Origin of the sequence: Arthrobacter sp. 35W (assembly GCF_000482545.1) — a bacterium.
Lineage (GTDB): Bacteria > Actinomycetota > Actinomycetes > Actinomycetales > Micrococcaceae > Specibacter.
The window spans coordinates 1460775-1475186 of sequence record NZ_KI519454.1 but is presented as its reverse complement, the minus strand read 5'-3'; the positions used below and the strand labels follow the sequence as shown (position 1 = coordinate 1475186).

The 14412-nt window shown below is 70.4% G+C and carries 16 protein-coding genes; 13 read left to right on the top strand and 3 right to left on the bottom strand.

Going from position 1 to position 14412, the window contains the following annotated elements; genetic code table 11:
• Positions 1-36 precede the first annotated feature (36 nt).
• The 12 genes from K254_RS0106345 (at position 37) to K254_RS0106290 (ending at position 11119) form a co-directional block, all read left to right on the top strand.
• Entirely contained in the window at positions 37-1035 is a 999-nt protein-coding gene (locus K254_RS0106345; protein WP_231391769.1) for a thiamine pyrophosphate-dependent dehydrogenase E1 component subunit alpha, read from the top strand.
• Positions 1032-2015, top strand: a complete 984-nt coding sequence (locus K254_RS0106340) for an alpha-ketoacid dehydrogenase subunit beta (RefSeq protein WP_051388924.1) — start codon at positions 1032-1034, stop codon at positions 2013-2015. Before K254_RS0106345 ends, K254_RS0106340 begins: the two co-directional genes overlap by 4 nt.
• A 25-nt stretch (positions 2016-2040) precedes the next feature.
• Entirely contained in the window at positions 2041-2268 is a 228-nt protein-coding gene (locus K254_RS0106335) for a lipoyl domain-containing protein (RefSeq protein WP_026554643.1), read from the top strand.
• Positions 2265-2699, top strand: coding sequence for a GlcG/HbpS family heme-binding protein (locus K254_RS22145; protein ID WP_051388923.1), 435 nt, complete (start codon positions 2265-2267; stop codon positions 2697-2699). The genes K254_RS0106335 and K254_RS22145 overlap by 4 nt, the downstream gene beginning before the upstream one ends.
• Positions 2696-3442, top strand: a complete 747-nt coding sequence (locus K254_RS0106325; protein ID WP_026554642.1) for an SDR family NAD(P)-dependent oxidoreductase — start codon at positions 2696-2698, stop codon at positions 3440-3442. The genes K254_RS22145 and K254_RS0106325 overlap by 4 nt, the downstream gene beginning before the upstream one ends.
• An 11-nt stretch (positions 3443-3453) precedes the next feature.
• Positions 3454-4695 (top strand): diaminopropionate ammonia-lyase, encoded by a 1242-nt coding sequence (locus K254_RS22140; RefSeq protein ID WP_051388922.1) that lies wholly within the window; start codon positions 3454-3456, stop codon positions 4693-4695.
• A gap of 122 nt (positions 4696-4817) precedes the next feature.
• Complete coding sequence (locus tag K254_RS22135) at positions 4818-6227, top strand: purine-cytosine permease family protein (RefSeq protein ID WP_035749063.1); 1410 nt, start codon at positions 4818-4820, stop codon at positions 6225-6227.
• The gene (locus K254_RS22130; protein WP_051388920.1) at positions 6224-7075 is read left to right on the top strand and encodes an N-acyl homoserine lactonase family protein; all 852 of its coding nucleotides are present in this window, start codon (positions 6224-6226) and stop codon (positions 7073-7075) included. Before K254_RS22135 ends, K254_RS22130 begins: the two co-directional genes overlap by 4 nt.
• Entirely contained in the window at positions 7072-7905 is an 834-nt protein-coding gene (locus K254_RS0106305) for an SDR family NAD(P)-dependent oxidoreductase (protein ID WP_081709938.1), read from the top strand. The genes K254_RS22130 and K254_RS0106305 overlap by 4 nt, the downstream gene beginning before the upstream one ends.
• Before the next feature lie 34 nt (positions 7906-7939).
• Positions 7940-8689, top strand: a complete 750-nt coding sequence (locus K254_RS22125; RefSeq protein WP_081709937.1) for a YoaK family protein — start codon at positions 7940-7942, stop codon at positions 8687-8689.
• A gap of 139 nt (positions 8690-8828) precedes the next feature.
• Positions 8829-10244 carry an NtaA/DmoA family FMN-dependent monooxygenase gene (locus K254_RS0106295; protein WP_051388919.1) on the top strand — a complete coding sequence of 472 codons (1416 nt, stop codon included), beginning with the start codon at positions 8829-8831 and terminating at the stop codon, positions 10242-10244.
• Positions 10241-11119 (top strand): sulfurtransferase, encoded by an 879-nt coding sequence (locus K254_RS0106290; protein ID WP_155848466.1) that lies wholly within the window; start codon positions 10241-10243, stop codon positions 11117-11119. The genes K254_RS0106295 and K254_RS0106290 overlap by 4 nt, the downstream gene beginning before the upstream one ends.
• 22 nt (positions 11120-11141) lie before the next feature.
• Here the strand turns inward: K254_RS0106290 and K254_RS0106285 are convergent, their stop codons facing one another.
• Entirely contained in the window at positions 11142-12053 is a 912-nt protein-coding gene (locus tag K254_RS0106285) for a LysR family transcriptional regulator (protein WP_026554638.1), read from the bottom strand.
• A gap of 84 nt (positions 12054-12137) precedes the next feature.
• Here K254_RS0106285 and K254_RS0106280 point away from each other — a divergent pair, with 84 nt between their 5' ends.
• Entirely contained in the window at positions 12138-13046 is a 909-nt protein-coding gene (locus tag K254_RS0106280) for an EamA family transporter (protein WP_051388918.1), read from the top strand.
• 60 nt (positions 13047-13106) lie between these two features.
• On the opposite strand, the gene K254_RS0106275 is transcribed toward K254_RS0106280, so the two are convergent.
• Both K254_RS0106275 and K254_RS22120 read right to left on the bottom strand, forming a co-directional pair.
• Complete coding sequence (locus tag K254_RS0106275) at positions 13107-13715, bottom strand: alkylhydroperoxidase domain protein (RefSeq protein WP_026554636.1); 609 nt, start codon at positions 13713-13715, stop codon at positions 13107-13109.
• Positions 13712-14386 (bottom strand): CMD domain protein, encoded by a 675-nt coding sequence (locus K254_RS22120; RefSeq protein WP_051388917.1) that lies wholly within the window; start codon positions 14384-14386, stop codon positions 13712-13714. Before K254_RS22120 ends, K254_RS0106275 begins: the two co-directional genes overlap by 4 nt.
• Positions 14387-14412: the final 26 nt, after the last annotated feature.

Sequence of the window (14412 nt, the reverse complement as noted above, 5' to 3'; positions counted from 1 at the left end):
CGTGAGGACGAGCCAATGACGACTCAGCCAGTGCAAGTGGAGAACCAAACCGGCCCCGACGCCGCAAAGACGGCGATGCTTCGGACGATGATCCGCATCCGCCGCTTCGAGGAAAAGCTGGCCTGGCTGTTCAAACGCGGGCAGCTGCCCGGCTTCGTCCATCTCTATCTCGGCGAGGAGGCCGTGGCCGTGGGCGTCTGCGCGGCCCTGCGCCCCGATGATCGGATCACCTCCACCCACCGCGGACATGGCCACCTGATTGCCAAGGGCGCCTCCATCGACAAGATGATGGCCGAGCTCTACGGCCGCGTCGATGGCTACTGCCGGGGCAAGGGCGGCTCGATGCACATCGTCAGCTTCGAGCTGGGCATCATGGGCACCAACGGCATCGTGGGCGGCGGCATCCCGATCGGGACCGGCTCGGCGTGGGGCGACAAGCAGCTGGGCCGGGATTCGGTGACGGTGGTCTTCTTCGGCGACGGCGCCTCCAACCAGGGCGTGTTCTTCGAGTCCATGAACCTGGCCGCCATCTGGAATCTGCCGGTGGTGTTTGTCTGCGAGAACAACGGCTACACGGAGTGGACGCCCACCCACGAGCTGACGGCGGGGCGGATTGTGGACCGCGGCACCCCCATGGGGATCCCCGGCGAGCAGGTGGACGGCAACGACGTCGAGGCCATGCGGGATGCGACGGCCCGCGCCGTCGCCCGGGCCCGGGCCGGTGGCGGACCCACGTTGATCGAGGCCCGCACCTACCGCTGGCACGGCCACAACGAGGGCGAGGAGGCCTTTGCCGGCGACTACCGCCCGCAAAGCGAACAGGACGAATGGCGTGGCCGGGACCCGATTGCCGCCTACGGCAGGACCCTCGTCGAGGAGGGTGTGCTCAGCCAGGCGGACTGGGACGCCATCGACGCCGAGGAGAGCGCCGGCGTCGAGGCCGCCGTCGAGTTCGCCGCGGCCAGCCCCTTCCCCGATCCAGAGGAAGCGCTCCAGGACCTCTTTGCCGCCACACCGAAGGGAAGCATGCGATGAATGCGACAATCGAACGCCCCACCTACTTCATCAACGCGATGAAGGAGGGCCTGCACGCGGCCATGGCCGAGGACGAGCGGGTGGTGGTGATCGGGGAGGACGTTGACCGCTCGGTCATCGGCGCCACCCGCGGGCTGTCGGCGGACTTTGGCCGCGACAGGGTCCGCAACACCCCCATCTCCGAGGCCACCTTCGTCGGTGCCTGCGTCGGGGCGGCCGCCGTCGGGCTCCGGCCCGTTGTCGACCTCATGGTGGGCTCCTTCTTCTATGTGGCCATGGACCAGCTGGCCGACCAGGCCGCGAAGCTGCGCTACATGTCCGGCGGCCAGGTGGATCTGCCGATCGTCTACTTCGCCGCCACCGGCCCCAGCGGCTCCGGCGCCGCCCAGCACTCGGAAAATCTGCACCCGATGCTGATGAACGTGGCCGGGTTGAAGATCGTCATGCCGTCCACCCCCTATGACGCCAAGGGCCTGATGCTCTCCGCCATCCGGGACCCGAACCCGGTGGTCTATCTGCAGGACTTTGTCCTCGGCGGCACCAAGGGGAACGTCCCCGAGGCGCCGTACGCCATCCCGCTGGGGGTGGGCGACATCAAGAAGCACGGCACTGATGTGACGGTGGTGGCCATCGGCGCCACTGTGCCCAAGGCGCTGAAGGTGGCCCGGGCGCTGGAGAAGGACGGCATCTCCGTCGAGGTTCTCGACCCGCGCACGCTGGTGCCGCTGGACAAGGGCCTGATCCTGGAATCCGTCGGCCGGACGGGCCGGCTGGTGGTGGTGGACAGCGCCCGGCTGACCTGCTCGGCCGCCAGCGAGATCACTGCGATGGTGGTCGAAAACGGCTTCGACACGCTCAAGGCCGCACCCCAGCGGGTGGCCTGGGAGGACGTTCCGGTCCCCTTCTCGCCGCCCCTGGAAAAGCGGGTGCTGGTGCAGGAACCAGACATCCTCAACGCCATCCTCAAGACACTCTCCTAGCAACGTCAGCAAGAAGGGAACAACCATGGACATCACAATGCCGAAGTGGGGCATGACCATGCAGGAGGGCGTGCTGCTTCAATGGCTCGTCGCCGTCGGAGACCACGTCACCGAGGGGCAGGCCGTGGCCACCGTGGAAACGGAAAAGGTCGACGCCGAGATCGAGGCTCCTGCCAGCGGCCTGGTGGCCGAGCTGCTGGTCGACGCCGGAGAATCCGTCGACGTCGGAACCGCCATTGCGCGGCTGTCGTGAGCCTGCTCCACGGGCCGGACATGTCCGCCCGGACGGCCCTGGACCTCATCGCCATGGTCCACGAGGACTGCCGGGCGCGGGGTCTGCAGCTGGCGGCCGCCGTCGTCGACCGCGGTGGGAATCTGGTGGCCGCCGGCCGGATGGACGGCGCGCAGCTGGGCGCCTTGTCCCTGGCCACGGACAAGGCCTTCACCGCCGTTTCCTTCGGCCACCCGACCAGCGCCTGGGCAGCCAGCTCCCGCCCCGACGGCAGCGACTGGGGGCTCGCAGGAATGCTGGGCGGGCGGGCCGTGGTCTTCCCGGGAGGTGTGCCGCTCTACGACGACGGCGCCCTGCTGGGCGCCCTGGGCGTCAACGGCACGGTCTCCACCGTGGACGAAGAGCTGGCCCTGGCCGCTGCCGCCGCACTCGGTCTGGCGGTGGCGCCGTGAGCACGGCCATCGTCCTGGGCGGCGCCAGTGGCATCGGTGCCGCGGTGGTGCGGGCCCTGCGCCAGCAGGGCGACGGCGTGCTGGTGGCCGACCACAATGTGCGCGGTGGCAAGGCGCTGGTGGATGAGCAGCTGCCCGGCCGTGCCGAGTTCTTTGACTGCGATCTGGCCACCGCCGACGGGCCGGCCCTGGCCGTGGAGGCTGCCATCCGGTTCGGCGGCGGCAAGCTGCACACGCTCTTCTACAACGCCGGCATTCTCACCGCCAAACCCCTGGCCGAGTGGACGCTGGCGGACTGGGACCGCAGCACGGCGGTCAACCTCCGCGGCGCCTTCCTCGCAGCCCAGGCGGCAGCGGAGCCGCTGCGGGCCTCGGGCCGGGGCCGGATCATCGTCACCGCCTCCACCGGAGCGCTGCGCGGCCACGCGGGCATGCCCGCCTACCACGCGACCAAGGCCGGCCTGCTGGGGCTGGTGCGGGCCCTGGCCGACGAGCTGGCCCCCGGCGGAACCACCGTCAATGCCATCTGCCCGGGGTGGATCGACACCCCCTTCAATGACACCTTCTGGGAGCACCAGACCAACCCGAAGGAGGCCCTGGCCTCCCTGGTGTCCAGGATTCCGCTGGGCCGCCAGGGCGCCCCGCTGGATGTCGCCGGTGCCGTGCTCTTCCTGGCCTCCCCCGCCGCGGCCTACATCACCGGACAGTCCCTGGTCATCGACGGCGGCTACACCGCCGTCTGAAAGGAAACACCATGACCTACACCTTGTTCACCCCCAACCCGGCCCGGGCCACGCTGCCCTCGCAGCTGCACGGCGGCGGCAACCCGCAGGCCTTCCATGCCCAGCTGCCCGGCTACGGCCCCACTCCCCTGTGGGACTGCCCCGCCGTGGCCGAGGCCCTGGGCGTGGCGAGGGTGCTGGTCAAGGATGAGTCCTCCCGGCTGGGACTGCCCTCCTTCAAGATGCTCGGCGCCTCCTGGGCCACTGCGCGGGCCATCCAGCGGCATTGGCTGGACGGCGGGCTGGACGGTGAAGCTGGTGCACCCCAGCTGAACCAGCTGCGCACGGACCTCGCCGCCTCCTCCGGGCGCCGGCTCGTCGCCGCCACCGACGGCAACCACGGCCGCGGCGTGGCCCGGATGGCCGCCATGCTCGGCCTAGGCTGTGCCATCTTCGTCCCGGCCGGGACGGCGGGGGCCAGGATCCGGAGCATCGAATCCGAAGGTGCCACAGTGGAGGTGGTCGAGGGCAGCTACGACGACGCCATCGCCCGCTCCGCCCAGGAGGCCGACGGGGATTCGCTCGTCATCTCCGACACCTCGTGGGAGGGGTACGTGCAGACGCCGTCGGACGTGGTCCACGGCTACTCCACCCTGTTCCTGGAAATCGACCAGGCGCTGGCGCGCAGTAGCCGCCCCAGCCCCGGCGTGCTGGCCCTGCAGGCCGGCGTCGGCTCCTTTGCCGCCGCCGGCCTGGCCCACTACGGCTCCCCCGGCAGTGCCCTGCGGACGAGTGCACGGCGGACAACTGCCCAGCGGCCGCGGACGGTGGTGGTCGAACCGGTGGCGGCGAACTGCCTGATGCGCTCGGCCCAGTCCGGCGGCATCACGGAGGCCCCCGGCCCGCACCGCTCCACCATGGCGGGCCTGAACTGCGGCCTGCCCTCGATGCTGGCCTGGCCCACCGTGGCCAATGCCGCCGACCACTACCTGGCCATCGATGACGAGCCCGCCTACGCGGCCATGCGCCTGCTGGCCGGCAGCGGGATCGCCGCCGGGGAGTCCGGGGCCGCCGCCTTGGGCGCCCTGCTCGCCGTCGTGGATCCGCAGGACCGCGAAGCGCTGGGGCTGCGGGCGGACGCCACGGTGCTGCTGGTCAACACCGAAGGTGCCACCGACCCGGTCAATTATCTGGCCCAGGTCGGCTCCAGCGCCGACGACGTCCTCGCCGGCGCCGCCGCCCGCCGGTCCGCCGCGGGGGTGGCCGCAATGTAGCCGCTCCGGGCAAATGCCTGCACTAGTGTTCCTGTTTCAGATGCTGGACGGCGCCGTTGGGGTGGCCCGCTTGTTCTACCCGTTCATTTCATCCCGATTGCTGCGACGAAAGGATCCAAGAAATGTCTAGAGATACTTCAGCGCCCGCCGTGGAAAGCCACCACGTGGACGTGATTGACCCCGCACACCGGCATGGCAAGGCCCGCGACCTCTTCCCCGTCTGGTTCAGCGCCAACCTCAACGTGGGCAACGCGTTCTTCGGCGCCCTGGCCGTGGTCTTGGGCAACAATCTGTTCTGGTCGATCGTGGCGGTGGTGCTGGCCAATGTTGCCGGCGGGGCGTTCATGGCCCTCCACTCGGTCCAAGGCTCCCGCCTCGGTGTGCCGCAGCTGATCCAGAGCCGGGGCCAGTTCGGCTTCTACGGTGCGCTCCTGCCCGTGGCCCTGGCCGCCTTCCTCTTCCTGGGCTTCTTCGCCACCACCGCCGTCATTGGCGGGCAGTATGTCAGCGCCGCCATCCCGGGCCTGGACCTGGGGCTGTCCATCGCCCTCATCGCGCTCCTGAGCCTCGTGCTGGCGCTGGTGGGCTACCGGGCCATCCACACGGCCGCCAAGTGGGGCGCTTGGCCGCTGGCCATCGCCGTCGTCATCGTCACCATCGCCTCCCTGGCGCACGGCGGCTTTGACCTGACCATGTCCGGCTTCGAGCCGGCGCCGTTCTTCGCCGCCTTCGGCCTGCTGGCCACCTTCCTGCTGACCTATGCACCCTATGTCTCCGACTACTCCCGCTACCTGCCCCAGGACACCCCGGCCCGCGATGCCTTCCGCTGGACCTTCACCGGCGCCTTTCTGGGGACCACCTGGACCGAGCTGGTCGGCGTGATGCTCGCCGTCCAGTTCGATGCCAACGACATCTCCGCCTCGATCAGCCAGCTCTTCGGCGGCGGTCCCGTGGTGGCCATCGTCCTGCTCGTCACGGCCGTCGCCATCGGCGGCAACAACGCCCTGAACCTCTACGGCGGCATGCTGAACCTCATCACCGCCATCACCACCTTCCGGCCGGTCCCGGCCTCCGTGGTGGTCCGCATCGTGATGCTGATCCCCACCTTCGCCATCGGCCTCTGGATCGCCCTGACGGCCTCGGCCGATTTCAGCACCAACGTCGGCATCTTCCTGTCCTTCCTGCTGATCGCCTTCGTGCCCTGGGGTGCCATCAACCTGATCGACTACTACTGGGTCCGGCACGGCGACTACGACGTCGCAGGGTTCTTCAACAAGCGCGGTGTCTACTACTCCGACGCCACGTCCTGGACCATTGCCGGCGTCAACTACAAGGCACTGACCGCCTACGCCGCAGGGGTGCTGGTCTGCCTGCCCTTCGTCAGCAACGCCGTGTTCCAGGGCCCCGGTGCCGCCTGGTTTGGCGGCGCGGACCTCTCCTGGATCCCCGGGCTGCTCGCCACCGGCGCTGTCTACCTGGTCCTCGCCAAGCGCAGCCAGCCCGCCGAACTCGTGGTGGAAGAGGCCCGGTGAGCACCGCGAAGCGGCTCTTCCTGCTCCAGTTCGGCGCCGAGCGCGTGCCCAAGGCACTGTCCCTGGCCGGCGGCCCGCCGGAGCTCTACTGGGAACCCCTCACGGGGGCCCTGGTGGAGACCAGCGCCGGCTGGGTCCTGCTGGACACGGGGATGTCCCGCGCCGCCCACGAGGACGCGGAAGCGACGGCCGCCTATGAACTCGCCGGCCGGGATGCACCGAATCTGGACCACGAATGGCGGCTGGCGCCGCGTCCCCCCGATGCGGCCGGCTGGAATTGGATCCTCGACGGCGATCCCGTGGCGACGGCGCTGGCGGAGCACGGCCTCGCACCGGAGGATCTGCACCTGGCCGCCGTCAGCCACCTGCACATCGACCATTCCGGCGGCATCCCCACCTTGGCCCGGGCGGGGGTGCCCGTCGCCATCCAGCGCCGGGAGCTGGCCTTCGCCCGCAGCGGCGCCGTGGGGGTGGCCGAGGGGTTCTTCGAACCCGATTGGACGGAGCCGGGGACCGTCTGGCGCGAGCTCGACGGCGATGCGGAGCTGGCGCCGGGCGTCCACGCGGTGGCCACGCCCGGCCACACTCCGGGCCACATGTCCTTCCGGGTTGATCTGGAGGATTCCGGCAGCTGGCTGTTCACTGCCGATGCGACGGACCTGGCGCAGAACTTCCTTGACCATGTGCCCTGCGGGTCCTGGGCCGGCGGCACCGATGAGGATGCCGCCGCTGCGTCATCCTCGCTGGACCGCCTGGTGTCGCTGGCGGCCGGGGGTGTACGGCTGGTCCCCGGCCACGACCAGGTCATCGCCAACACCGCCCGCCATCCCCGCGGGGGCCACCGATGACGCCGGCACCCGTGGGCCGCCCAAGCGTGCAGGCTGGCGCGCCGGCCGGCGTCCTCGCCGGGCGGACGGCGCTGGTCACCGGGGCCGTGGGTGCCATCGGTGCCGCCATCGCCCACCGCTTCGCCGCGGAGGGGGCCCGCGTGGTGGTTGCTGATCTGGACCTGGCGGCCTCCCAGAGGCTGGCGGGGGACATTGCCGCGGAGCACGGCGTCGGCACCCTGGGCATCGCCATGAACGTGGCCGATCCCGCGGATGTTGAACGGGCGGCGGATGAGGTGGGGGCCGCATTCGGTGTCTGCGATGCCATTGTGGCCAATGCCGGCATCCTCGTCCTCAAACCCGCCCTGGAACTGGCGGCTGCGGAATGGAATGCGGTCATCTCCGTGAACCTGTCCGGCGCGTTCAACACCGCCGCCACCTTTGGACGGCGGCTGGTGGACTCCGGCGCCCAGGGCACCATCGTCTTCTCCTCTTCGCTGTTCGGCGTTCGGGGCGGGCGGACCAATGCCGCCTATTCGGCCTCCAAGTTCGGCATCATCGGCCTGTCCCAGAGCCTGGCCGCGGAGCTGGCCGAACATGGCATCCGGGTCAACGCCGTCGCGCCGGGACAGATCCGCACCGCGATGATCGAGAGCCTGCTGGCGGACCGGGCCGCCGCCAGCGGGCGCAGCGTCGGCGAGGAGGAGGATGCCTTCACCGCCCGCATCCCCTCGGGAAGCCTGGGCACCGTGGACGACGTCGCCAAGGCGTTCGTCTACCTCTCCAGCGACCAGAGCTCCTATGTCACCGGCCAGCACATCATTCTCGACGGCGGCTGGCAGGTGGGTTGAGCCGGCCAAAGGCCGCAGAAGGGGGGGGCACGCCATGTCCACCAACACCGTGAAGGGCCCCGTTGGGCCGTCCGCTCAACCGTCCTCTGGGCGGGCCCGGCGCTTCAGTCCCGACGCCGCCAGCCTCCAGCTGTGGCTCATGATGGCCCTGACCTTTGTCACGGGAGTGGTGGACGCCGTCGGCTACCTGGGCCTGGACAAGGTCTTCACGGGGAACATGACGGGCAACATCGTCATCCTGGCCATGGGCCTGGTGGGTGGCACCGGGCTGCCCGTGGCAGGTCCGCTGCTGGCCCTGTTCGCCTTCGCCGGCGGCGCGCTGCTGGCCGGCCTGCTGCTGCGCGGCACCCCGGACGGCTGGTCCCGGCGGACGACGGCGCTGCTGGCCGCCGGCGCCGTCGTCCTGGCCGGCATCGCCGCCGCCGTGCCGCTGGCGGGAGGACATCCCAAGGGGCCGTTTGCTGTGGCCCTGGCCGCCCTCATCGCCGCCCAGATGGGCTCCCAGGCCTGCATCGCCCGCAAGGTGGGGGTCAAGGACATGACCACCGTGGTGGTCACGTCCACATTGACCTCGCTCGCTGGGGAATCCTTTCTGGGGGCAGGCGAGGGCCGGTTCTTCCACCGGCTGTGGAACCGCCGGGCGGGTGCCATAGCGGCCATCCTTGCCGGAGCAGCTGCCGGTGCGCTGCTGATGCAGGCGCATATGAGCATCGCCATCGCGCTGGGCGCCGCGCTGACAGCCGCCGTCGCCGTGCTGGGACACAGGACGCGGCACAGCCGCTGAACGGCGGCCCGTGTTGCGCCGGGTGAAGTCCAGTGAAGCCGGGTGAAGCCCGGTGACAGCACGCTACGGCCGGTTCGAACAAGGCGCCCGGGCTCCCCTAGATTCGCACCATGACCAGCACTTCCGCACGGCGGACACCATGACCATCCACGATGCTTCGACAACGCAGACCTCCGGCACCATGGTGCTCGGGGCGATGTTCCGGGCGGTGGGCGCCTACCCCTCGGGCTGGCGCTATCCCGGCGCCCACCACGACCCGCGCGATGACACGGAGGTCATCAAGGCCACGGCGCTTGAGGCCGAACGCGCCGGCCTGGACTACATCTTCTTCGGCGACTGGCTGGCCACGGGGCCCGATCTGGAGTTCCGGGATCCCTATCTGGCCGCGCGGATCGAACCGCTGAGCGCCGTGGCCTTTCTGGCCGGCGTCACCTCCCGCATCGGCCTCATTGCCACAGTGAACGCCACCTACTCCGATGCGTACACGTTGGCGCGGATCAGTGCCTCGGTGGACAGGCTGAGCGGTGGCCGGCTGGGCCTGAACATCGTCACGGGTGCGGAGCCGCGGGCCGCCGCCAACCACGGCCGTGAGGCGCATTGGGGCAATGAACAGCGCTATGACTCCGCCGAGGAGCTCATCGATGCCCTGCGGCTGCTCTGGGACAGCTGGGGTGAGGGCGCCCTCGTGGCGGACCAGGCCAGCGGGGTCTACCTCGACCCTGCCCGGCTCCACCAGGCGGACTTTGTAGGCCGCCACCATCCCGTGGCCGGCCCGCTGAACGTCCTGCGCCCGCTCCAGGGGCATGTTCCGGTGGTGCACGCCGGCACCTCCGAGCGGTCCCGTGCACTGGTCCAGTCCCGGGCCGATGTCGCGCTGGTGGGGCTGGGCCCGCTGGCCTCCGCCCGGCAGGCAACAGACGCCCTGCGGGTGGGGGCGGCGGCACAGGGCCGCGGACCCTTGCGGATCGTCACGCCCGTCCTGCCCATTCTCGGTGACACCCTCGAGGACGCCTGGAGTATCCATGACACCCTGCTGTCCCTGGTGTCTGTCTCCCCCGGCCCCTCCGACGGCCGCGAGGGCTTTGACTCAGCTAGGCGCTCCCTGGCGGCGCTGGAGGACGTCGTCGGCCTTCCGGTGGGCCGGTTCGGGCTGGACGACGACGTGGACCCGGAGGTTGCCGCCCGGTTCAACGACGCCGGGGCGCGGCTGGTGGACCTGGCGGCGCAGCGTTCGGGCCGGACGCCCGGCGGGAGCCGCCCCGTGCGGTGGCGGGATCTGCTGGTCAACCATCTGGTGCCCTACGCCGTCGTCGTGGGCACCGTTGAAACCGTGGCCAACCACCTCCAAAACTGGCACCAGCTCGGCGGTGTGGACGGCTTCAACATCCTCACCCCCTATCTGGGCGAGCAGTTTGAACGCTTCACCCGCGGCGTGGTCCCGCTGCTCAAGGCGCGCGGCCTGTTCCGCCCGTACTACACGGGAACCACGCTGCGGGATCACCTGCGGCTCCCCGTGCCGGAGAACCTGTTCGAGGCACGGGTGGCGGCGCTGTGACGGCCGCCCAGGCCCGGCCGGCAGACACCGCAGGCAACTCGCCTGCGGACGCTTCGCTGCGCCGGCAGCACATCATCGGCTCGGGTGAACTGGCCCGGCTGCTCACCGGCGATGCCCCGCCGCTGGTGCTCGACATCCGCTTCCACCCGCAGTTGGCGGATCCGCGGCAGGAGTTCGACGCCGGGCACCTCCCCGGCGCGCACTACGTCCATCTGCCCTCGGTGTTGGCAGACGCCGGTCCGGGCGCCAACCGTCCGGCCGCCGACGGCGCCCTGCCGCTGCCGGCTCCGGCCGCACTGCAGTCCTCGTTGCGCGCTCTGGGCGTGGACGATGATTCCACAGTCGTGGTCTACGACAACAGGAACGGCCTCTCCGCGGCCCGCGGCTGGTGGGTGCTCCGCTGGGCCGGCGTCGCCAGCGTCCGTGTGCTCGACGGCGGCTACGCCCACTGGGTGCGCCAGGGCCTGCCCACCACCGTGGAGCCGACGCCCACTTCCCCGCGGGGCAGCGTCGTAGTGGTGCCGGGGCAGCTGCCCACCATCACCACCGCACAGGCCGGCGCGCTGCCTGATGCCGGCATCCTGCTCGACGCCCGGGAGGAGCCGCACTTCGGTGCGGGGCCGGCGGCCCACATCCCCGGCGCACTGAACCTGCCCAGCAGCGCCGACGTCGGCGACCAGGGGCTGCTGCTGCCGGAACCTACGCTCCGGGCGCGGGCGGCGGCGGCCGGGATCGATGGTTCCGCAGCGGTGGGTGCGTACTGCGGCGCCGGGGTGCTGGCCGCCCACAAGGTGCTCACGTTGGCCACACTGGGCATCGAATCCGCGCTCTATGTGGGATCGTTCTCCGCCTGGTCCGCGGTGCGGGCAGACTGAACAGGCAGGTGGAGTGTAAGGCTCAGACCGGAGGGTAGGGAGAGCGTCCGCTCCCGGCAGCGAGCCGGTCCAGCACCAGCTGCAGCGGGGGCCAGGTGCCGCGGCCGCGGCGGGTGCAGGCATAGGCCCGCAGCCGTACATCGGGCTTCGTCAGGGGCACCAGGGTGATGCCGGGCTGGGTTGGCCTGTCCGCCGGGAGCAGGCCGATGCCCATTCCGGCGAGGATCAGGTCCTCGACGAGGTCGAGGCTGTCGGCCTGGTGTCGAACGTGCGGCTCATAGCCGGCCATGGACCCAATGACGCGCAGAACATCCTCGTCAGCGCGGTTGCGGGAATTGCCAATCCAGTCGTGGCCGCGAAAGCCGTTAAACACCGTCAGGGCGTCCCCGCGGGCAATGCCGTCCTGATGTGACGGCACCGCCACGCTCCACGGCGTCGACCACAGCGGCAGGGAGTCCAGACCCGCGTCAGATGCTGCGGGTGCCAGGTTGTAGTCGTAAGTCAGGGCGAGGTCGATCCTGCCATCGGCCAACTGGGCCAGGGCTTCGGCCGGCTCGTGCTCATTGACGACGACCTGCACCTCGGGATGGCTGGTGGCGAGCTCGGCCACGATGGGCATCAGATTGCGCCGGATCGCCGTGGCGAAGCCGGCCACGCGGACGGTGCCGGCGGGTTCGCCGTCGGGGTCCAGATCCGCACGGGCGGCCTCGACGGCCGCGAGGATGGTCCGCGCATGCTCCGCCAGACGGCGTCCGGCGGGTGTCAGCCGAACACCCCTGCCGGCCGGTTCCACCACCGGTGTGCCGATCTCCCGGGTGAGCATGGCAATCTGCTGGGACACAGTGGAGGTGGTGGTGCCCAGCACCTCGGCGGCACCGCGCATCGAGCCAACGCGGGACAGCTCGAGCAGCAGCTCCAGTCTTCGGGTTTCCATGGAGTCCATTGTGCAGGATTCCTAAACGAATTGTTGTGGATTGTCACGTGGACGTGAACAGCGCCGATCCTGTCTACTGGCACTATGACTTCAGCCCTCCACCCCGCCCGCGCCGGCACCTTCATGGCCCTTACGTCGATGCTGTGCGTCCAGGTGGGTCTGGCGGCGTCCGTGGGGCTGGCCGGGACCATCGGCCCCGCGGGGTCTGCCTGGCTCCGTCTGGCGTGGGCCGCCATCATCCTGGTGGCCATTGCCCGCCCCTGGCGGACCAAGTTCACCCGGTCCGCCCTGGTGACCTGCGTACTGCTGGGGATCGCCACCGGCGGCATGACGCTGCTCTTCATGGCCTCGTCCATGCGGATCCCCCTGGGAACCGCCAGCGCCCTGGAATTCCTCGGTCCGCTGACGGTGGCCGTGGTCCGCGGCCGGGGACGGACCCGGTTGTGGGCCTTCGCCGCCGCGGCGGGCGTGCTGCTGCTCACCGAGCCCTGGCATGGCGCGGCCGATCCCCTGGGGGTGCTCATGGCGCTGGGCGCCGGGGCCTGCTGGGCGGGCTACATCCTGCTGACCCAGCGCGCCGGCGACCAGCTGGCCGGCCTTCAGGCCCTGGCTGTCTCGATTCCCGTCGCCGCCGTCGTCGCCACGTTCGCGGCCGGGCCCGCCGTCATCGCCCACATCGACTGGCAGCTGCTCCTGGCCGGCATCGGCCTGGCGCTGCTGCTGCCGGTGGTTCCCTTCAGCCTCGAAATGCTGGCGCTGCGCCGGCTGACAGCGGCTGCCTTCGGAACCCTGATGAGCCTGGAACCGGCCATCGCCGTCGTCATTGGTCTTTTGGTTCTGGGCCAGGTCCCCCGCTTCAGTGCGGTGGCAGGAATCCTGCTCGTTGTCGCGGCCGGCATCGGCGCCGCCCGCAGCGGGGCCCGGCCCCAGAAATCCGGAGCCGCAAAGGCCCACGACGTCCCGCTGCGCAGGGCCGACGAGGGGCTCGCGTAGGAGGAACAGACGGATGCCCGCGGGGCCTGCCACACCGGCCGGCCCCGCGGGCATCCGTGCCTAGGCGGCGGACGGCAGTTCCGGCTCCCCCAGCGAGAGCATCAGCCGGTTGGCCCAATTGAAGAAGGCCGCGCCGTGGATGACGTCCGAGACGGCGTCGTCGTCGAGCCCCTCCGCCCGCAGCGCCCCAACATGGGCAGCGGAGAACTGGGACGGCGTAGCTGCGAGCGCTGCTGAGGCGTCGACGATGGCGTTCCAGCGTCCGCCGAGGTCCGCCTGTGCTCCTTTGGCGAGGAGGGTGTCGATGTCTTCGCCGCGGCCGGAGTAGTGGGTGGCGAAGCGGGCGTGGACGGAGGCGCAGAAGATGCAGCCGTTGATGCGGGAGGTGGCCGCGGCGGCGAGCTCGCGTTCGGCGCGGGGCAGGCCGTCCTTGGCGTTGTAGAAGATGTCCTTGTCGGTGCGTGTGCGTGCGGCGAGGATGTCTGGGTCGCGGGCGAGCAGGCGGAAGTAGGGGCTCTTTGCCCGTCCCTTGTCGACGAGGCCGGCGTGCTGCCGTTCGGTGAGGTCTTCCTCTGTGGGTGGGGCCAGCCAGGGGTGCCAGTCCAGTTCCGCCTGGGTGAAGACGGCGGGGTGGTCGTGGCCGGGGTAGGTCAGGATGGTTTCGCTCATGAGTGGTTCTCCCCTGTGGTTGTTGTGGCTTTGTCGTGAGTGCTTGTCTGCCCCTGTACGTCGGAGAGCACGCGCAGGCCGGCGGCCACCCGCAGTTGGAAGGCCAGGAAGGCGACCAGTTGGGACAGGGTCACGATGGCGTCCGTGCTCCAGCCGGCCCTGTGCAGGGTGGCCAGGGCTTCGGGTGAGGCCTCCCGTGGGCGGAAGACCAGCAGGTGGGCGTGTTCCAGCGCTGCGGTGAGGCGCGGGCCAAGCTCCGCCGCCAGTGGCGTGGGGACCACGTACCGCAGCCCGGGGGTGTTCTCCCCTTGCAGGGGTCCCTCCTCCCTGTAGTGGCCGTAGGGGCCGCTGGTGGCTCCCGCCGTGGCGGCCTGGTCGATGGCGTCGGCGAGCGCGGTGCCGGTGGCTGGGCCGCTGTCGGAGGCCAGCAGTCCCTCCCGGTGGAGGGAGGCCAGTGCGGTGTCACCGTGCAGCCGTGCGATGAAGGCGGCGAGTGCGTGGCGTTCGGTGCGGGTCACTTCGCTGTCATCCTCCGGGTTGAAGAGTGCCTCGTGGCTGGCCTGGGCGTTCTCCCGGGTGGTGGGGCGTCTGTTCCGGAGTTTGTCCAGGTATGAGCCGGGTTCGATGCCCAGTGCCGTGTCGACGGCGTCGTGGACGATGGTGGTTGTCATGGCGTTCCTTAGGGTTGATGGCAAGA

What these genes read in the sequence shown, in the direction of transcription:
- K254_RS0106340 (WP_051388924.1), top strand. Translation starts at nt 1,032, where the DNA reads ATGAATGCGACAATCGAACGCCCCACCTACTTCATCAACGCGATGAAG.
- K254_RS0106335 (WP_026554643.1), top strand. Translation starts at nt 2,041, where the DNA reads ATGGACATCACAATGCCGAAGTGGGGCATGACCATGCAGGAGGGCGTG.
- K254_RS22140 (WP_051388922.1), top strand. Translation starts at nt 3,454, where the DNA reads ATGACCTACACCTTGTTCACCCCCAACCCGGCCCGGGCCACGCTGCCC.
- K254_RS22135 (WP_035749063.1), top strand. Translation starts at nt 4,818, where the DNA reads ATGTCTAGAGATACTTCAGCGCCCGCCGTGGAAAGCCACCACGTGGAC.
- K254_RS0106305 (WP_081709938.1), top strand. Translation starts at nt 7,072, where the DNA reads ATGACGCCGGCACCCGTGGGCCGCCCAAGCGTGCAGGCTGGCGCGCCG.
- K254_RS22125 (WP_081709937.1), top strand. Translation starts at nt 7,940, where the DNA reads ATGTCCACCAACACCGTGAAGGGCCCCGTTGGGCCGTCCGCTCAACCG.
- K254_RS0106295 (WP_051388919.1), top strand. Translation starts at nt 8,829, where the DNA reads ATGACCATCCACGATGCTTCGACAACGCAGACCTCCGGCACCATGGTG.
- K254_RS0106285 (WP_026554638.1), bottom strand. Translation starts at nt 12,053, where the DNA reads ATGGAAACCCGAAGACTGGAGCTGCTGCTCGAGCTGTCCCGCGTTGGC.
- K254_RS0106280 (WP_051388918.1), top strand. Translation starts at nt 12,138, where the DNA reads ATGACTTCAGCCCTCCACCCCGCCCGCGCCGGCACCTTCATGGCCCTT.
- K254_RS0106275 (WP_026554636.1), bottom strand. Translation starts at nt 13,715, where the DNA reads ATGAGCGAAACCATCCTGACCTACCCCGGCCACGACCACCCCGCCGTC.
- K254_RS22120 (WP_051388917.1), bottom strand. Translation starts at nt 14,386, where the DNA reads ATGACAACCACCATCGTCCACGACGCCGTCGACACGGCACTGGGCATC.